18 protein-coding genes are annotated in these 16,978 nt (G+C 60.8%); 10 read left to right on the top strand and 8 right to left on the bottom strand.

Annotation, left to right across the window (positions count from 1 at the left end; genetic code table 11):
- Positions 1–202: 202 nt before the first annotated feature.
- Positions 203–577, bottom strand: coding sequence for a YajD family HNH nuclease (locus HX801_RS25280; RefSeq protein WP_003210675.1), 375 nt, complete (start codon positions 575–577; stop codon positions 203–205).
- 148 nt (positions 578–725) lie between these two features.
- On the opposite strand from HX801_RS25280, the gene HX801_RS25275 reads away from it, so the two are divergent.
- On the top strand, positions 726–1,640 hold the full coding sequence (locus HX801_RS25275; protein ID WP_177022942.1) for a ParB/Srx family N-terminal domain-containing protein: 915 nt from the start codon (positions 726–728) through the stop codon (positions 1,638–1,640).
- A 573-nt stretch (positions 1,641–2,213) separates the two neighbouring features.
- Positions 2,214–3,098 (top strand): EamA family transporter RarD, encoded by an 885-nt coding sequence (gene rarD, locus HX801_RS25270; protein ID WP_023659097.1) that lies wholly within the window; start codon positions 2,214–2,216, stop codon positions 3,096–3,098.
- A 34-nt stretch (positions 3,099–3,132) separates the two neighbouring features.
- Here rarD and HX801_RS25265 read toward each other — a convergent pair whose 3' ends face one another.
- A complete protein-coding gene (locus HX801_RS25265; protein ID WP_063032534.1) occupies positions 3,133–3,819 on the bottom strand; it encodes a spermidine synthase in 687 nt (228 codons plus the stop codon).
- A 78-nt stretch (positions 3,820–3,897) separates the two neighbouring features.
- On the opposite strand from HX801_RS25265, the gene HX801_RS25260 reads away from it, so the two are divergent.
- Complete coding sequence (locus tag HX801_RS25260; protein WP_003210679.1) at positions 3,898–4,185, top strand: hypothetical protein; 288 nt, start codon at positions 3,898–3,900, stop codon at positions 4,183–4,185.
- Here HX801_RS25260 and HX801_RS25255 read toward each other — a convergent pair.
- Complete coding sequence (locus HX801_RS25255; protein ID WP_003210680.1) at positions 4,182–4,655, bottom strand: cyclic nucleotide-binding domain-containing protein; 474 nt, start codon at positions 4,653–4,655, stop codon at positions 4,182–4,184. The genes HX801_RS25260 and HX801_RS25255 overlap by 4 nt on opposite strands.
- Positions 4,656–4,737: 82 nt before the next feature.
- Positions 4,738–6,792: a S9 family peptidase gene (locus HX801_RS25250; RefSeq protein WP_008437939.1), complete on the bottom strand. Its 2,055-nt coding sequence runs from the start codon at positions 6,790–6,792 to the stop codon at positions 4,738–4,740.
- A gap of 21 nt (positions 6,793–6,813) precedes the next feature.
- Between HX801_RS25250 and HX801_RS25245 the strand changes: the two genes are divergently transcribed.
- The 3 genes from HX801_RS25245 to HX801_RS25235 are packed head-to-tail and all read left to right on the top strand — an operon-like array spanning position 6,814 to position 8,723.
- Positions 6,814–7,362, top strand: a complete 549-nt coding sequence (locus HX801_RS25245) for a hypothetical protein (RefSeq protein ID WP_003210682.1) — start codon at positions 6,814–6,816, stop codon at positions 7,360–7,362.
- A gap of 30 nt (positions 7,363–7,392) precedes the next feature.
- Positions 7,393–8,169 carry a class II glutamine amidotransferase gene (locus tag HX801_RS25240; protein WP_003210683.1) on the top strand — a complete coding sequence of 259 codons (777 nt, stop codon included), beginning with the start codon at positions 7,393–7,395 and terminating at the stop codon, positions 8,167–8,169.
- Positions 8,170–8,180: 11 nt separating this feature from the next.
- Positions 8,181–8,723, top strand: a complete 543-nt coding sequence (locus tag HX801_RS25235; protein ID WP_003210684.1) for a DUF2937 family protein — start codon at positions 8,181–8,183, stop codon at positions 8,721–8,723.
- 110 nt (positions 8,724–8,833) lie between these two features.
- On the opposite strand, the gene HX801_RS25230 is transcribed toward HX801_RS25235, so the two are convergent.
- A complete protein-coding gene (locus HX801_RS25230; protein ID WP_008437943.1) occupies positions 8,834–9,772 on the bottom strand; it encodes a LysR family transcriptional regulator in 939 nt (312 codons plus the stop codon).
- Between the two features lie 176 nt (positions 9,773–9,948).
- Between HX801_RS25230 and HX801_RS25225 the strand changes: the two genes are divergently transcribed.
- The 3 genes from HX801_RS25225 to HX801_RS25215 are packed head-to-tail and all read left to right on the top strand — an operon-like array spanning position 9,949 to position 12,313.
- Positions 9,949–10,692, top strand: a complete 744-nt coding sequence (locus HX801_RS25225; protein WP_102368327.1) for a 5-oxoprolinase subunit PxpA — start codon at positions 9,949–9,951, stop codon at positions 10,690–10,692.
- Positions 10,689–11,393, top strand: coding sequence for a 5-oxoprolinase subunit PxpB (pxpB, locus tag HX801_RS25220; RefSeq protein ID WP_003210687.1), 705 nt, complete (start codon positions 10,689–10,691; stop codon positions 11,391–11,393). The genes HX801_RS25225 and pxpB overlap by 4 nt, the downstream gene beginning before the upstream one ends.
- On the top strand, positions 11,390–12,313 hold the full coding sequence (locus HX801_RS25215; RefSeq protein ID WP_008437952.1) for a biotin-dependent carboxyltransferase family protein: 924 nt from the start codon (positions 11,390–11,392) through the stop codon (positions 12,311–12,313). The genes pxpB and HX801_RS25215 overlap by 4 nt, the downstream gene beginning before the upstream one ends.
- 136 nt (positions 12,314–12,449) lie before the next feature.
- Here the strand turns inward: HX801_RS25215 and HX801_RS25210 are convergent, their stop codons facing one another.
- The 3 genes from HX801_RS25210 to HX801_RS25200 all read right to left on the bottom strand — a co-directional run bounded on the left by HX801_RS25210 (position 12,450) and on the right by HX801_RS25200 (position 15,704).
- The gene (locus HX801_RS25210) at positions 12,450–13,628 is read right to left on the bottom strand and encodes a VWA domain-containing protein (RefSeq protein WP_003210689.1); all 1,179 of its coding nucleotides are present in this window, start codon (positions 13,626–13,628) and stop codon (positions 12,450–12,452) included.
- Positions 13,629–13,639: 11 nt separating this feature from the next.
- Positions 13,640–14,485 (bottom strand): MoxR family ATPase, encoded by an 846-nt coding sequence (locus HX801_RS25205; protein ID WP_003210690.1) that lies wholly within the window; start codon positions 14,483–14,485, stop codon positions 13,640–13,642.
- Positions 14,486–14,627: 142 nt separating this feature from the next.
- On the bottom strand, positions 14,628–15,704 hold the full coding sequence (locus tag HX801_RS25200; protein ID WP_087692565.1) for a DUF748 domain-containing protein: 1,077 nt from the start codon (positions 15,702–15,704) through the stop codon (positions 14,628–14,630).
- A 123-nt stretch (positions 15,705–15,827) separates the two neighbouring features.
- On the opposite strand from HX801_RS25200, the gene cysK reads away from it, so the two are divergent.
- A complete protein-coding gene (cysK, locus tag HX801_RS25195; RefSeq protein WP_177022941.1) occupies positions 15,828–16,802 on the top strand; it encodes a cysteine synthase A in 975 nt (324 codons plus the stop codon).
- The last annotated feature ends 176 nt before the right edge of the window (positions 16,803–16,978 follow it).

The raw sequence follows: 16,978 nt of genomic DNA, 5'->3' as shown, positions 1-16,978 counted from the left end.
GTTGCAACACTGTGGCAAGGGAGCTTGCTATGGCAAAGGGGCTTGCTGTGGCGAGGGAGCTTGCTCCCGCTGGAGTGCGAAGCGCTCCCAAAAAACGTGGGGCCGCTACGCAGCCCAGCGGGAGCAAGCTCCCTCGCCACAACAAGCCTTCTCCCACTGCGAGCCGAGCCATCTCCCACAGCAGGTCGTTCATTACATCGCTTCAGTCGTCTTTCTTCATCAACCCGGCCAACGCCGCAAACGGGTTGTGCGTCGCCTTGGCGATCGTCGGGCTGCTGGTGGAGCCTTCGCCGAAATACTGCTGGTCGGTATAACGCGAGTGTTCGTTGTCGTGGCAATACAGGCACAGCAACTCCCAGTTGGAGCCGTCCTGGGGGTTGTCGTCATGGTTGTGGTTGCGGTGGTGCACGGTCAGTTCGCTCAGGCGCTTGCCGGCGAATTCACGGGCGCAGCGGCCACACACGTGGGGGTACATCTTCAGGGCTTTGTCGCGGTAGCCCATTTCCCGATCGCGCTGGGCATCGGCGAGGATGCGGTCCAGCTTGGCGGTGTGGGAGGGCGGGTTGGTCGAGCTCATCATGGCTCCTGTCTTTTAGTGGATCACGGATAGCGTTGATTCTAGCTGCTTGCGGGCTAATAAACCTCCGGCTTTTTCAGGCGCAGTCATGCCGGTGAGGGGGATTGTTTGTAGTATCGACGAACTGAATTCATAAGGAGCGGTACTCATGCGGATGCATTCATGGTTGTGGGCGCTGCTGTTGTGCGCCGTCAGTGTTCAGGTCCAGGCGTTTTCCACGCCCCAGCCAGGCGAGGTGATCGATGTGGCTCTGGAGCAGCTCCACCCGACCCAGGCCGTCATCGGTTTTGATCAGATCCATTACAAGCTGGGGGTATTTGCCGAGTCGCCCAAAAAAGTGTTCGACGAATACTGTGAAACCAACGGCCAGGGCGGTGTCGACAAGGTGCCTGAAGATGCCGATCTGCATAAGCCGGGCAGCTTCACCTGCAAAGACCCGGTAGGCGCCCACCCGGCGGACATGAAAACCGTGGTGGTCGGCCCCGCTGGCCAGTTGTACCTCACTGACGGCCACCACTCGTTCAGTACCTTGTGGGAGCAGCCAGGTGCCGGCGCCAAACTGAAGATGTGGGTGCGGGTCACCGATAACTTCAGCGACAGTCCCGACCTGGCGACTTTCTGGAAACGCATGGAGCAGGGCCGCAAGGTCTGGCTCAAGGACGGCCAGGGCAAGACCATCACGCCTGAGCAAATTCCGGCACACCTGGGCTTCAAGGACCTCGGCGACGATATGTTCCGCAGCCTGGTTTACTTCTCCCGCAAGGCGTCCTACGACAAGCCGACCTCTGGTGAGGTGGTGCCGGAATTCCTGGAGTTTTACTGGGGAGGGTGGTTGCGCACGCAGATTGACCTCGGCGCGTTCAACCTGAACAAGCAAGGCGGGTATGAAAAGGCAATCGAGGCGGTAGCCAAGCGCATGGTCAGCCTGGCGCCCGAGGCATCGGTAGGGGACAGCGGCTTCAGCGCCCGGCAGTTGGGCGGCTTCACGTCACTTGACCGCAAAGAACTGAACGATACGTTCAAGAAGAAAGTGCCCTACGTTATCGACAGTAGAAGTAACTAAGTGACGAACCGGCAGGGGCGGCCTTGTGCTGTTTCTGTCGGGCGTATAACGGCTTAATATACAGTAAAGATCCGGCAAGTATCGATTTAAATGCCGTGGGGCATTTAATTGTCTTCAGGGTGATAAAGTGTTGGACTAACTTTGCCAGTTTGTTTAATGTGGCGCCTCTTGGCCTACTGCCGTTAGTGTGTTCTGTGGTGGCGTCAGGTAGTCAATACGTCAGGTCTTTCCTGGCGACTGTCAGTTTCCCGCAAGCCGGGCTTTCCTTTCACGATATCAACCCCCGTGGTTGACGTTGTGGCGTTTCAAATCAGAAGCGCTCATCCAGAGCGTACTGCTTCCAATAACCGAAGTCGGGTGGTTGAAGTGTCTGATGATCGTCGTGCAAATAATAAAAGATCGACGCGTAACCCTGTTGTTATAACTTGAAGATTCGGGATAAGTGTCCCGTGCAAGTTGTAAGTTTATGGTGCCCGTTAATAAACTTCTGATGTTCATCTCACTGATATTCACACTGCGTGAATGCAACGGCCTGCTTCAATTGAATACATGCAATTTTTTGTAGAGGCTGTTGTGTCTAAAGGCGTTGTTCTGGCGGTTTCCGCTTCCTTCCTGTTTGGTGTGCTGTATTTCTTTACCTCCCTTCTTGAACCCTTGAATGGCCAGCAGATATTTGGCTGGCGAATGCTCATCTCGTTGCCCTTCATGACGTTGCTGCTGTGCCTCTCCGGAGACTGGAAGTGGGTGCCGTTGATCTACAAGCGTCTGCGGGAGAAACCCGCATTGCTGCCTTGTGTCGTGCTCACCAGTGCCCTGGTGGGTGTGCAGTTGTGGATATTCATGTGGGCGCCCCTCAATGGCCACGGCCTGGATGTGTCGCTGGGCTATTTCCTGTTACCGCTGACCATGGTCATCACCGGGCGCATCGTTTACGGCGAACGCCTTTCCCATCTGCAAAAAATTGCCGCTGCGCTGGCGGCGGTGGGCGTGGCCAACGAGCTGTATCGCACGGGCGGGTTCTCCTGGACCACCCTGGTGGTGTGCGTCGGTTATCCGCTGTATTTCGTGCTGCGCAGGCGTTGTGGCACCGACAACCTCGGCGGGCTGTGGCTGGACATGATGCTGATGATTCCGGTCGCGCTGTGGTTCGTCCTCGGTAGTGAGCCCATCAACGAGACCCTGGCGCAGCGCCCGGCGCTCTATTGGCTGGTGCCACTCATGGGGTTGGTCAGCGCGGCGGCGGGTTATTCCTACATCCTGGCCAGCCGGCTGTTGCCGTTCAGCCTGTTCGGTTTGCTCAGTTACGCAGAGCCGGTGCTGCTGGTGGCCGTGTCGCTGATGCTGGGAGACGCCCTCAAACCGGGCCAATGGATGACCTACCTGCCGATCTGGCTGGCCGTGGTGGTGTTGGTGCTGGAAGGCTTGAGGCATTTGAATCGACTGCGCCGGTCGATCTGACCTACGACCCGCGCAGTGAATTCAGGCGGCTGTTTCAGCCCTTGAGTTTCTCGGCAATCCAGATGGTATGCCGCGTGCCCTTGTTGCCATGGGCAAACACTTGCACTTCCTCGGCCTTGAAGCCGGCCTTGCGCAGTTTGTCGCTGAACTGCTTGTCGGCGCTGGCCGACCATACCGCCAGCACGCCCTTGGGCCGTAGCGCCTTGGCGCAGGCGCTTAGGCCACCGGCGGAATACAGCCAGCTGTTGGCTTTTTGCGTCAGGCCTTCGGGGCCGTTGTCGACGTCCAGCATGATCGCGTCAAACCCCTGGGGCTCGGCCTGCAGCACCTTGGCCACGTCTTCCATACGGATCACGGTGCGCGGGTCCAGCAGCGGGCGGCCGGACTTTTCCCCCAGGGGCCCGCGATTCCACTCGACCACGCCGGGCACCAGCTCGGCAACCACCACTTCGGCAGTCTTGCCCAAATGCTTGAGCGCTGCCGCCAGGGTAAAACCCATGCCCAGGCCGCCAATCAACACCCTGGAGCCGGGCCGACCGGCGACTTTGCGGCACGGAATCTCCGCCAGCGCATCCTCGGAACCGTGCATGCGCGTGTTCATCAACTGGCCACCGTCACCGCCCTGAATCTTGATGACAAAATCCTCACCGTACTCGAACAGGCACAAGGCACCGCCGTTGTCGGGGATCGGGGTGGTGTCCAGCAGAACGAAACGTTTCATGGAAATCTCATTGGGAAGGGCATTCTTGCGCGGTTGGGAGTAGCCTTACGACTTTACGGTCAGGCCATGGAGCCATCGATGAAGTGCAGCATTCTAACGGTCATTGTGTGGAGCGCGCTCGCCCTTGGCGGTGTGGCCCAGGCTCAGGAGTCGCAAACCGTGCCGATTACCCCCGCGCCTACGGCGGGTTCACCGGGTACTGCAACGCCCACGCCTTATCCGCAAGTCACGCCACCGGCAACGCCAAAGGCGGCCGGCAGCGGTGAGCCATTGTTGGCGCCGATCGTGCTGCCCGCGCCGCCGAAGGACCAGACGATCCCCGGCTTGCAGCAAAACGACATCAAGCCCAAGACCCCGGGCGGCTAAAACTGCTGGGACAGCAATTGCCCGTCCGCCATGCGCAGGCGCCTGGACAGGGCGATAGCAATCGCACGAATGATCTTGGCCGCGATTTTCGGTGCATCGTTGAGCATCTTTTCCAGGGAATCCTTGCCCAGGTTCAATAGCACGCAATCGCTGGCCGCCACACAGCTGGCGGAGCGGCGCTCGCCGTCCAGCACAGCCATCTCGCCAAAGGTCCGCCCGCTGCGCAAGGTGGCGATAGTCAGGCGCTGGCCTGCATGGTTGGTCTTCTGCACCGCCACCTGGCCTGAGTGAATGATGCACATGAAGGTGCCCGCGTCGCCCTCGAGGAAAATCACCTCATCGCGGGCGATGCTGCTGATGTTGAAATAGCCCGCCGCTACGTGGAAGTCTTCCGGCAGCAATGGGTCGAACAGCCCGCAATCCATCAGCATGTCGCGGATTTCGTTATTGAGTAAGGTCGGTTCTGGCATGAGGCTTACAGTCTTTGTCCATAAATCGTGCAGGGCACGCCCGGCGGTCAAGTGTTCAGACCGGCCCGCCAGGCGGAGTTCCTTAAATCAGCCCCAGCGCCTTGAAAACAAATGCATATTCGAGTGCTACGTCACGTAATCCCTGGTAACGACCACTCATGCCGCCGTGGCCGGCGCCCAGCTCGGTCTTGAGCAGCAACAGGTTGTCGTCGGTCCTGGTGTCGCGCAGCTTGGCCACCCACTTCGCCGCTTCCCAATACTGCACGCGGCTGTCGTTGTAGCCGGCGATCACCAGCGTCGCCGGGTAGGCTTGGGCGCTGACGTTTTCGTACGGTGCGTACGCCTTGATCCGCTCATACACCTCGGGCTCCTGCGGGTTGCCCCATTCGTCGTACTCGGTGATGGTCAGCGGCAACTCGGGGTCGAGCATGGTGTTGAGCACATCGACGAACGGCACTTCGGCAATCGCCGCCTGGAACAGCTCCGGGCGTTGATTGAGCACCGCGCCGATCAACAGGCCACCGGCGCTGCCGCCGCTGATGGCCAGTTGCTTGGAGGTGGTCAGGCCCTGGGCGATCAAGTGTTCGGCGCACGCGATAAAGTCGCTGAAGGTGTTTTGCTTGTGCTCCTGCTTGCCGCCGCGATACCAGGCCTCACCCAGTTCGCCACCGCCGCGTACATGGGCAATGGCGAAGGCCACGCCACGGTCCAGCAGGCTCAGGCGGGCGTGGGAGAACCACGGGTCGAGGCTGTGGCCGTAGGCGCCGTAGCCGTACAGATACAGGGGCGTCGGCTTACCCAACTGATCGCGTCGGACGACAAGACTGATCGGCACCTGAGTGCCATCGGCCGACGTTGCCCACAGGCGTTGGCTGACGTAGTCGTCGGCGTTGAACACGCCCAGCACCGGGGTTTCCTTGAGCACTTGTTGTGCGCCGCCGGCCAGTTCCAGCTGACGAACCTGGGCCGGGCGGTTCAGCGCCTCATAGCGCAGGCGGATCTTGTCGCTGGCAAATTCCAGGCTGTTTTGCACATAGAGGCTGTAGGCCGCGTCCGGTAACTCTACGCGATAAGCGGCTTGCCCCTGTGGGTGCACTTCGATGATCGGCAGGCCGCCGATCCGCAGGCTCAGGGTCATGGCCCGGGCATTGAGGCTTACGCCATCGAGCATTACCGCGTCGTCGTGGGGGATCAGGTTCAGCCAGTCGTCCTGGGTCGGCACACTGCCGGTGTCGGCCGCCTGGAACAGCGCAAAGTTGATGCCGTCACGGTTGCTGCGGATAAACCAGGTCCACTGGTCGTCCAGCTTGCCGTGGTCGACGTCATATTCATGGCCTTCGACCCGTGGCGCCATGCAGGTAAACGCCTGCTGCGGCTTTTCGGCGTCCAGGGCCCAGATCTCGCTGGTGGTCTTGCTGCCCAGGGCCAGCAGCAACTGACGCTCGGAGCTGGAGCGGTAGCAGTGCAGGAAGAAACGTCCGTCAGGCTCGTGGAACACTTCTTCGGCGGCAGTGCCGTCCAGGCGATAGCGATACAGCTTGTGCGGGCGATGGGTGTCGTCCAGTTCGGTGAAGAACAGGGTCAGGCTGTCGTTGGCCCAGGTCATGCTGCCATCGCAGTCTTCAAACTCCAGTTCGCTGACCTTGCCGGTGGCCAATTCCTTCACGTAGAGGGTGTAGATCTCTTCGCCGCTGGTATCCAGGCTGTAGGCCAGGCGCTGGTGGTCCGGGCTGATGCTGAAGGCGCCGAGGGAGAAAAAGCCGCCATTGGCCAGTACGTTCGGATCCAGCAGCAGCTCTTCCGCGCTTTCGTCGACCTGTTGGCTGTCGTCCGCCGGGCGCGGGCAGCGGTAGTGGCGGGCGTATTCGTCGCCGGCGGTGGTGCGGGTGTAATACAGGTACGGGCCCCAGGGCGAGGGCAGGGACAGGTCGGTTTCGAGAATGCGGCCCTTGATCTCCTCGAACAGGGTCTCGCGCAGCGCCTGCTGGTCGGACAATTGTGCTTCTTGCCAGGCATTTTCCGCCTTGAGGTAATCGAGCACCTCGGCGCTGTCACGCGCTTGCAGCCAGGCATACGGGTCGGTGCCTGGGGCCTTGCGGGCGATCGGGGCGGCAGTGATGTGGGTCGATGGGGGCATGGATCACTCTCTGTCTGGCGGTTGGCCGACGGCATTGCAGCCTCGGCACTGAAAAGCCGTTATCATAGCGGCCTGTTTGCCTACCTTGCCATGGACACCATGACCGAGAACGACTATCTGATCGCTTGGGGCCTCTACGCCTTCGCAGCCCTGGGTTGCCTGTTGGTGTGGTTTGCCATGACCCGCTGGATGTGGCGCTGGCTGCGCGAGCCGCTGCGGTTGCTGGTGGCGGTGCTGCTGTTCAGCCCGACCATCGTCGACCCGGTGAAGACCCAGTTCGCCCCGGCCGTGGCCATCACCGCCCTGGACCTGGTGCTCAAGGTCGGCAACAACGCCTGGCGGGCGATTTCCGATCTGTTCATGTATTGCATGATCGCGTTCGGCGTGTACCTGGTGTTCGTGCTGATCCGCTGGCCCATCGAGCGTGCCGCCAGGGTTCGTCGTGAGCAGAAGGCCGCCGCTGCGGCAGCCGCTGCCGCCGAGCCGGAGGATGACGACGAACCCTTCGCCGATGAGCGTTACGGTCGCCCGGCACCTGTCAGCGGTATGCGGGTCGAACCGCGCCTTTAACGTTGTACGCCCTGTATCGAGAAGCCTGGCATGTGTGAATTATTGGGCATGAGTGCCAACGTACCGACCGATATCGTCTTCAGCTTCACCGGGCTGATGCAGCGCGGCGGACGTACCGGGCCCCACCGCGACGGTTGGGGCATCGCCTTCTACGAGGGCCGTGGCCTGCGGTTGTTCCAGGACCCGGCGGCCAGCAGCGAATCGGAAGTCGCGCTGCTGGTGCAGCGTTATCCCATCAAGAGTGAAGTGGTGATTGGCCATATCCGCCAGGCCAATGTGGGCAAGGTGTGCCTGTCCAATACCCATCCGTTCGTCCGTGAACTGTGGGGCCGTAACTGGTGCTTTGCGCATAACGGTCAACTGGCGGACTTCAACCCCCGCGCCACGTTCTACCGCCCGGTGGGCGATACCGACAGCGAAGCGGCGTTCTGCGATTTGCTCAACCGAGTCCGTGAAGCGTTCCCGGAACCGGTGGACATCGAACAGGTGCTGCCGGACCTGATCGCCGCCTGCAGCGAATACCGCAGCAAGGGCGTGTTCAACTGCCTGCTCAGCGACGGTGACTGGCTGTTCTGCTATTGCTCGACCAAACTGGCACAGATCACCCGGCGTGCGCCATTTGGCCCCGCACGGTTGAAAGATGTCGACGTGATCGTCGATTTTCAGGCCGAAACCACCCCCAATGACGTGGTGACGGTAATTGCCACCGAACCCCTGACCGAAAACGAGACCTGGACCCGCTACGAACCGGGCCAGTGGAGCCTGTGGCGACGCGGCGAATGTGTCAGCCAAGGTAAAACGGAATAAGGACGTCGAATATGTTGCTCAGCTATTTGCGACTGGTGTTGTTTGCCGTGGGTCTGTTGGTCGGTGTGCAGGTGCCGGGGTTTATCAGCGACTACGCCAAGCGCGTCGAAGCCCACTTGATCGAAGCCCAGACCGGCTTGCGCGGCTTCGATGCCACGGCGCAACAGTTCTTCAACGGTGACTTGCAGGCGCTGGTGGCCCATTACCGTGCCAGTGACGACCCGGTGTTTCGCAGCGATGCCAACAGCCTGGGCACCTTGCTCGACCGCCAGGTAGCGCTGGATAAGCAGTTCCAGGCGATGCAGGGCCCGTGGTACATCCGCGCGCTGCAAGTGGCGGTGGCCGCCGACCCGGCGATTCGCCAGGAAACCTGGAACGGCTACAGCTACATGCTGTTGCTGACCCCGGAAGCCATGGGCTGGGGCCTGGGCGGGGCGATGTTGTTGTCGTTCGGCATCGAGTGCCTGTTCCGCCTGATCGACTGGGTGGTGTTGGGCGGCAAGCGCCTGCGCCAGAGCCGACCGATTGAAGAGCGGGACCTCAAGGGGCTTTAAAGGCTGACGCGGTCAAATTGTGGGAGCGGGCTTGCTCGCGAATGCGGTGCGTCAGTGACATATTGGGTGGCTGGCACACCGCATTCGCGCACACGCCCGCTCCCACAGTTTTAAATCGGTTCCTTCAGTGGCATGGGTTTGCTCAACACCATCAAGTCCTCGCCCACCTTCTGCGCATACTGCTGCACCACGCTCTGGCACAGCGCCACAATCTCCTCCACCAACTCCACGCCCACTCGCCACGACACCACCACCTGCAGGTTCGGCGGCCGTTGTTCCATGGGCAGCATGGTCAATTCACCTCGTGCCAGCTCTTCACTGACCAATACGGGCGGGAACGCACCAATCCCGAACCCGTCCCGCAGCAGGCGGGTGATCGCTGACACCGAGTTCACACAGTTCATCCGTGGGGCGGATACGCCGTTAGCCTGCATCAGGCTGAGCACGTCCTGGTGCGGACAGGAGTTTTTCGAGTAGGTGATGATGCGCTCCTGGGCCAGTTCGGCGAGGGACGCGTAGTCGCGGTTGTAGATCGAGTGGCTGGCGACGATCCAGCCCATGGGGTGGCTGGCCAGTTCCAGGCTGCGCAAGGTTTCCTGGCGCAGCAGGTCGGTTTGCAGGATCAGGTCGAGAAAGCCTTTTTGCAACTGATCGCTGAGGTTCAGCGCGGTATCGGCGACCAACTCGATTTCTACCCGCGGAAAGTTGTCCGTCAGTTCTGCCACCAGCGCGCTCAGCCAGGTGTGGATCACCGTGTCCATCACTCCGATGCGGATACGCCCGACCTTGCTGCTGGTGGTTTCCAGGGACTGCTTGAGCCCTTGCATGGTCGCCATCATCTGCTCGGCATAATCGAGCACCTTCAAGCCTTCCGGCGTCAGGCTCACACCTCGGGAATCGCGCAGGAACAGCTTCACCCCCAACTCGCTTTCCAGCACGGCGATGCGGCTGGAGATCGAGGCCTGGGTGGTGAACAGCTTCTCTGCCGTGAGGCGAAAGCTCTTGAGCTTGGCCACCCAGACGAAGGTTTCGAGGAACTTCAAATTCATGGGATCAACTTTTCTTATGCATGGATTGTTTTTTATTAGTTGGACGCAGCGTGCCGCAACCGCCAAAAATCGAGCTGTCTCACGATAAGCGTCGTTGGGGCTCGGGACAACATCGTTGCGAGATCTTGGTAAAAGATCCCACACTACAAAAAAATAAAGCCTACAGGAGCCCTACCGTGAGCCGCCTGCTATTGAACTGCGACATCGGCGAAAGCTTTGGCAACTGGACCTTGGGTCTGGACGCCGAAGTCATGCCGTTCATTGATTGCGCCAACGTAGCCTGCGGTTTCCACGCCGGCGACCCGAGCATCATGCGCAAGACCGTCAGCCTGGCCTTCGAGCATGGCGTTCAGGTGGGCGCGCACCCGGCGTACCAGGACCTGCAGGGTTTCGGCCGCCGCTCCATGGCCTACACCCCGCAGGAAATCCAGGACCTGTTGCACTACCAGGTCGGCGCCCTCGACGGTATTTGCCGGGCCCAGGGCGGGCGGGTCAGCTACGTCAAACCCCATGGCGCGATGTACAACGACATGATGGCCAAGCCTGCGCAATTGCGTGCGGTGATCCAGGCCGTGGCGGCCTACGACGCCAGCCTGCCATTGATGCTGATGGCCACCCGTGACAACAGCGCCGCCCAGGCCTTGGGTGACGAATATGGCGTGACCCTGTGGTTCGAAGCCTTTGCCGACCGTGCCTACGACAGCGCCGGCCATCTGGTCTCCCGCCAGTTGCCGGGCGCGGTGCATCATGACCCGGAAAAGATCATCCAGCAGGCCTTGATCATCGCCCGGGGAGAACAGTTGGTCGCCAGTGATGGCAGTCCGTTGCACCTGCAAGCCAATACCTTGTGCGTGCATGGCGATAACACCAGCTCAGTGGCTGCCGTGCAGCGCATCCGCGAGGCGTTGACCCCAGCATGAAGCCACGGATTGAAGTGGTGGCCATCGACTGCCTGATGGTGCGCCTGTTTGAAGTGATCGCCGAAGACAACATGCCCTGGATGCTCGCCGCCACCCGCCGTTTGCGCGAAGGTTTTGGCCCGGCGCTGGTGGACCTGGTGCCGTCCTACACGACCCTGATGGTGCACTACGACCTGCTGGCGCTGGACCCTGGCCAGGCACGGGCGTTGATCGACCAGGCGCTCAAGGAATTGCAGCCCGAACCCAAGGGCAGCGGGCGATGCCATGTGTTGCCGGTCTGGTATGACCTGAGTGTCGGCCCGGAGTTGGCGTTGCTGGCGCAGCGCAGTGGCCTGGCAGTGGAGGAGGTGATTCGCCGTCACAGCCAGCATGAGTACCAGGTATTCGCCTTGGGCTTCGCCCCGGGGTTTGCCTTTATGGGGCTGGTGGATGAACAGCTCGCGACACCGCGGCTCAACACCCCGCGCAAGCGGGTGGCGGCGGGCAGCGTGGGCATCGCCGAGCGGCAGACGGCGGCTTATCCGGTGGTCTCGCCAGGTGGCTGGAACCTGATCGGCCGCACACCGGCCAAGTTGTTTGACCGCGAACGCGACGGCTACAGTCTGATGCAGCCGGGGGACACCGTGCGTTACGAAGCGGTCAGCCATCGCGAATTCATCAACCTGGGTGGCGATGACACACCGTTGGAGGCCCAGGCATGAGCCGCTTGTTGATCGAGGCCAGCACCCCGCTCTGCTTGTTGCAGGACGCTGGACGTTTTGGCGTAAGGCACTTGGGCGTGACCCAGGGCGGCGCGCTGGATTGGGTGTCGATGTCGTGGGCCAATTGGTTGCTGGGCAATGCCCTGGATGCGCCGGTGGTGGAAATCACCTTGGGTGGCTTCACCGTGCAGGCCGAGGACTATTGCCTGCTGGCGCTGGCCGGGGCGGACTTGGGCGCGTATGTCGACGAGCGCGCGATCAGCCCGGGGCGCAGCTTTATTCTGCAAAAGGGCCAGCGCTTGCGTTTTACCCAGCCTTTCAGCGGTGCGCGGGCTTACCTGGCAGCGCCGGGCGGGTTTGATGCGCCGCAGGTGCTGGGCAGTTGCGCCACGGTGGGCCGTGAAGAACTGGGCGGGCTGGATGGCTTTGGCCGGTCACTGGCCGAAGGTGCGCAATTGACCTATTCGGGCGTGGGCGGTGCGATGCAGGTGTTGTCCGCCGGGCAATTGCCGAAGCTGGATTCCAAGGCGCCACTGGAGGTGATCCTCGGGGCGCAGATCGGTCAGTTTGGCGGGCAGAGTCTGTTTGATGTGTTCAACAGCGAGTGGACCCTCGACAGCCGTGCCGACCGCATGGGCATGCGCTTGCTTGGCACGCCGCTGGAGTATCAGGGGCCGTCGCTGATCTCGGAAGGCATCCCGCTGGGGGCGATCCAGGTGCCGCCGGATGGGCAGCCGATTGTGTTGCTCAATGACCGGCAGACCATTGGCGGCTACCCACGATTGGGCGCGTTGACGCCATTGGCGCTGGCGCGGCTGGCGCAGTGCTTGCCGGGGGAGAAGGTGAGGTTGGCGCCGGTGGTGCAGGAAACGGCGCATCGCCAGCAAGTGGAGTATTTGCAGTACCTTGCCAGAAACTAAAGACCGCCGCAGGACAAAATGTGGGAGCGGGCTTGCTCGCGAAGGCGGTGTATCAGCCAATATATTCGGTGACTGACACTGCGCTTTCGCGAGCAAGCCCGCTCCCACATTTGATCGTGGTTGTCTGGGAAACAACTTACTTCGACAAAAAGCGCATCCCTTCCTCAAGCCCGCGCAACGTCAACGGAAACATCTGGTCTTCGATCAAGTCCCGGACAATCCCGGTGGACGCCGTATAGCCCCAGGTATCTTTCGGGTACGGATTAATCCAGATCAGCTTCTTGTACTTCTCCATGAACCGCTGCATCCACACATACCCGGGCTCTTCATTCCAGTGCTCGACGCTGCCGCCGGCCTGGGTGATTTCATACGGCGCCATGGCCGCATCGCCGATAAAGATCACTTTGTAGTCGGCACCGTACTTGTGCAGCAAATCCTGGGTCGAGGTGCGTTCCGAGCCCCGGCGCATGTTGTTCTTCCACACCGATTCATAGATGAAGTTGTGGAAGTAGAAATACTCCAGGTGCTTGAACTCGGTCTTGCACGCCGAGAACAACTCTTCGCAAGTCTTCACATGGGCATCCATCGAGCCGCCGATGTCGAACAGCAGCAACAGCTTGATGGTGTTGCGCCGCTCCGGGCGCATCTGGATATTCAGCAGCCCGGCATCGCGGGCCGTATGGTCGATGGTGCCGTCAATGTCGAGCTCTTCCGCCGCACCCTGGCGTGCGAACTTGCGCAGGCGGCGCAGGGCGATCTTGATGTTGCGCGTGCCCAGTTCCACCGAATCATCGAGGTTCTTGTACTCGCGCTGGTCCCAGACCTTGACCGCCTTGCCCTGGCGCTTGCCGGCATCCCCCACGCGAATGCCTTCGGGGTTGAAGCCGCCGGAGCCGAAGGGGCTGGTACCGCCGGTGCCGATCCACTTGTTGCCGCCGGCGTGGCGTTCCTTCTGTTCTTCCAGACGTTTCTTGAATTCTTCGATGAGCTTGTCGAGCCCGCCGAGGGACTGGATCTGTGCGCGCTCTTCGTCGGTCAGCGAGCGTTCGAATTCCTTGCGCAGCCAGTCTTCGGGGATCAGCGCCTGCAGGTGATCGTCGAGTTTTTCCAGGCCGTTGAAGTAGGCGCCGAAGGCCCGGTCGAACTTGTCGAAATGCCGTTCGTCCTTCACCAGGATCGCCCGGGCCAGGTAGTAGAACTCGTCCATGTCGGCGAAGGTCACGCGCTGTTTCAGCGCGTTGATCAGGTCCAGCAGCTCACGCACCGACACCGGCACCTTGGCTGCACGCATTTCATTGAACAGGTTGAGCAGCATGGCAATCGCCCTTATCGGTTACCGCGACGGCTCATGAACGCCAGGCGTTCCAGCAACTGCACGTCCTGCTCGTTCTTCACCAGGGCACCGGCCAGGGGCGGGATGGCCTTGGTGGGGTCGCGCTCGCGCAGCACCGCTTCGCCGATGTTGTCGGCCATCAGCAGTTTCAGCCAGTCCACCAGTTCGGAGGTGGACGGTTTTTTCTTCAGGCCCGGTACTTTGCGCACGTCAAAGAATACGTCGAGGGCTTCGCTGACCAGGTCTTTCTTGATGTCCGGGTAGTGTACGTCGACGATCTTTTGCAGGGTGGTGCGGTCCGGGAAGGCGATGTAGTGGAAGAAGCAGCGGCGCAGGAACGCGTCCGGCAGCTCTTTTTCGTTGTTGGAGGTAATGATGATGATCGGGCGCTTCTTGGCCTTGATGGTCTCGTCGATTTCGTAGACGTAGAACTCCATCTTGTCGAGTTCTTGCAGCAGGTCGTTGGGGAACTCGATGTCGGCCTTGTCGATTTCGTCGATCAGCAGGATGACCCGCTCCTCGGACTCGAAGGCTTCCCAGAGCTTGCCCTTTTTCAGGTAGTTGCGTACGTCGTGCACCTTGTCCACGCCCAGTTGCGAGTCTCGCAGGCGGCTCACCGCGTCGTACTCGTACAGGCCCTGGTGCGCCTTGGTGGTGGACTTGATGTGCCAGGTGATCAGCTTGGCGCCAAAGGATTCGGCCAGTTGCTCGGCGAGCATGGTCTTGCCGGTGCCCGGTTCGCCCTTGACCAGCAGTGGCCGCTCCAATGTGATGGCGGCGTTGACGGCCAGTTTCAGGTCATCGGTGGCAACGTAGGCCTGGGTGCCTTCGAACTTCATCTATCAATCCTCGAACGTGACGCCGAACGGTGCAGGACCGAAGCGGGCGAGTAATCAGCTTGGCCCGACTATACCGCGCAGCCCCGGCGACTGTGAACGCAGACGGGCTATTCAGTCTCTGAATGGGCAGTCACGTTGAAGATCAATCTGTCGAGGGCTTGGGTTGTTCATAGCGGGCGTTGAAGGCCTGGACAAAACCATTGCGCAAAATCTGCAAAAACGCCTGGAACGCGCTGATATCTTGCTGGTGCACGTTGCCGCTGAGCTCCACGCGGGTGGCGAACTGGTTTTTCTGCTGGTTCTTCAGCACGGTTTCGCTGACGCCAACCACCGCCTCCCAGATCGACCGGAAGATGCCCTTGTCCTTGTTCTCGACATCCTGCTGCCAGTTGAACACTTCGACATTGCGCAGCAAAGGCTTGATGTAGCCGGTCAACTGGCCTTTTTCGGCCTGGGCTTCCACCACCAGGTCGCCGGTGCCGGCATTGAAGTCGAACTTGCCGTAGGCCGAGGCGAAGTCATTCATGCGCTTGAGTTCGATATCCCGGGCCCGGAAGCGGAATTCGAAGTTTTCGAAATTGCTCAAGGGGTCGAACGTGGCGGTGGCTTCCAGCGGTGCCTGGCCCAGAAACAGCGCCTTGCCGTCGAAGCGCGCGTCGCGCTGGCCTTTGACATCCACCACGTTGGTCAGGTTGTAGAAGCTGGCGTTGACCTGGGTCGCGTACATATTGACCGGCGGTTTCGAACTGAAGTTATGGAACGCGATCTTTCCGTCGTCGATGCGTACCTCGTTGAGGGTGATCGGCAACAGTTTGCTCAGTTGGGCCCGCCAGTCGGTGCCCTGACCGGTCTGGGACGCCTGTTTGTTGGTGCCGCCGTCGACGAAGTTCAGCTCCGGCTTGATGAACTGTGCCTCGGCCACCACCGCGTGGTCGTACCACAGCGAATGCCAGCTGACCGACAGGTCGATCACCGGCGCCTTGACGAACGGTACCGGCACCTTGCCGTCGACCTTGACGATCTGCAAGCCGTTGATCCGATAGGCGCCGCGCCACAGTGCGAGGTCGACATCGGTGACCTGGCCGCGGTAATCGCCCATGTCGGCGAGTTTGTCATTCAGGTAATTGCGCACCAGATAGGGCAGGGCGATATCCAGGACGACCAGCAGTACCACGACCCCGACGAGGGTCCAGAGCGGCCAACTGTAGCGACGTTTCATAGGAAAATTCTCCATCCGTGTAGGCGATTGACTGCTGGCGCCGCCGGACGTTCGCTTGACTGGACGCCTTGCAACACGAGGCATACCCTTGGGGCCTTCCTGAAATTGCCTTAAGGACCCGTCATGAGCCGCATTTTTGCAGACAACGCGCACTCCATCGGTAACACGCCCCTGGTTCAGATCAACCGTATCGCGCCGCGTGGCGTGACTATCCTGGCCAAGATCGAAGGGCGTAACCCGGGGTATTCGGTGAAGTGCCGGATTGGCGCAAACATGATCTGGGATGCCGAAGGCAGCGGCAAACTCAAGCCGGGCATGACCATTGTCGAGCCGACTTCCGGCAACACCGGGATCGGCCTGGCATTTGTTGCCGCCGCCCGTGGTTACAAGCTGTTGCTGACCATGCCCGCCTCCATGAGCATCGAGCGCCGCAAGGTGCTCAAGGCCCTCGGCGCCGAACTGGTGTTGACCGAGCCGGCCAAGGGCATGAAGGGCGCGATTGAAAAAGCCGGCGAAATCCTTGCCAGCGACCCGGCCAGGTACTTTATGCCGGCCCAGTTCGAAAACCCGGCCAACCCGGCGATCCACGAGAAAACCACCGGTCCGGAAATCTGGAATGACACTGATGGCGCGGTGGACGTGCTGGTAGCGGGCGTGGGCACTGGCGGCACCATCACCGGGGTGTCGCGCTATATCAAGAACATCCAGGGCAAGCCGATCCTGTCGGTGGCGGTGGAGCCGATCAGTTCGCCGGTGATTACCCAGGCGCTGGCCGGTGAAGAGATCAAGCCCAGCCCCCACAAGATCCAGGGTATCGGCGCCGGTTTTGTGCCGAAGAACCTCGACCTGTCGATGGTCGACCGGGTCGAACTGGTCAGCGACGAAGAATCCAAGGCCATGGCGTTGTGCCTGATGCAGGAGGAGGGGATTCTGTGTGGTATCTCCTGCGGCGCGGCGATGGCCGTGGCGGTGCGACTGGCGGAGAAGCCGGAAATGCAGGGCAAGACCATCGTCGTGGTGCTGCCGGACTCCGGTGAACGCTACCTGTCGAGCATGCTGTTCGCCGATTTGTTCACCGATCAGGAAAACCAGGCTTGATTCAAATCAGCGCGATGGCGTGGCCCTTATGCATAATTGGCCCGTTATCGCGCACCGCTAGATGCTGATTGTTGGAGTGCGCGGGTTTTTCCCGAGGCCCGGAGTGTTTATCATGGCCGGCTGCTACGTCTGGTTTCCCCTTAACGGGAGGCTAATGGCCAGACGCCTATTTCCAG

Source organism: Pseudomonas sp. G1002, assembly GCF_013385455.1.
GTDB lineage: Bacteria > Pseudomonadota > Gammaproteobacteria > Pseudomonadales > Pseudomonadaceae > Aquipseudomonas.
Note: the sequence above shows the minus strand (reverse complement) of the source record. Positions and strands in the feature narration are given on the sequence as shown.

Excerpts from the sequence above, each read along its gene's own strand:
- pxpB (WP_003210687.1), top strand. The coding sequence starts at position 10,689 with ATGAAGCCACGGATTGAAGTGGTGGCCATCGACTGCCTGATGGTGCGC.
- HX801_RS25280 (WP_003210675.1), bottom strand. The coding sequence starts at position 577 with ATGAGCTCGACCAACCCGCCCTCCCACACCGCCAAGCTGGACCGCATC.
- HX801_RS25235 (WP_003210684.1), top strand. The coding sequence starts at position 8,181 with ATGTTGCTCAGCTATTTGCGACTGGTGTTGTTTGCCGTGGGTCTGTTG.
- HX801_RS25205 (WP_003210690.1), bottom strand. The coding sequence starts at position 14,485 with ATGAAGTTCGAAGGCACCCAGGCCTACGTTGCCACCGATGACCTGAAA.
- HX801_RS25265 (WP_063032534.1), bottom strand. The coding sequence starts at position 3,819 with ATGAAACGTTTCGTTCTGCTGGACACCACCCCGATCCCCGACAACGGC.
- cysK (WP_177022941.1), top strand. The coding sequence starts at position 15,828 with ATGAGCCGCATTTTTGCAGACAACGCGCACTCCATCGGTAACACGCCC.
- HX801_RS25230 (WP_008437943.1), bottom strand. The coding sequence starts at position 9,772 with ATGAATTTGAAGTTCCTCGAAACCTTCGTCTGGGTGGCCAAGCTCAAG.
- HX801_RS25250 (WP_008437939.1), bottom strand. The coding sequence starts at position 6,792 with ATGCCCCCATCGACCCACATCACTGCCGCCCCGATCGCCCGCAAGGCC.
- HX801_RS25260 (WP_003210679.1), top strand. The coding sequence starts at position 3,898 with ATGAAGTGCAGCATTCTAACGGTCATTGTGTGGAGCGCGCTCGCCCTT.
- HX801_RS25210 (WP_003210689.1), bottom strand. The coding sequence starts at position 13,628 with ATGCTGCTCAACCTGTTCAATGAAATGCGTGCAGCCAAGGTGCCGGTG.
- HX801_RS25215 (WP_008437952.1), top strand. The coding sequence starts at position 11,390 with ATGAGCCGCTTGTTGATCGAGGCCAGCACCCCGCTCTGCTTGTTGCAG.
- HX801_RS25275 (WP_177022942.1), top strand. The coding sequence starts at position 726 with ATGCGGATGCATTCATGGTTGTGGGCGCTGCTGTTGTGCGCCGTCAGT.
- HX801_RS25255 (WP_003210680.1), bottom strand. The coding sequence starts at position 4,655 with ATGCCAGAACCGACCTTACTCAATAACGAAATCCGCGACATGCTGATG.
- HX801_RS25240 (WP_003210683.1), top strand. The coding sequence starts at position 7,393 with ATGTGTGAATTATTGGGCATGAGTGCCAACGTACCGACCGATATCGTC.
- HX801_RS25200 (WP_087692565.1), bottom strand. The coding sequence starts at position 15,704 with ATGAAACGTCGCTACAGTTGGCCGCTCTGGACCCTCGTCGGGGTCGTG.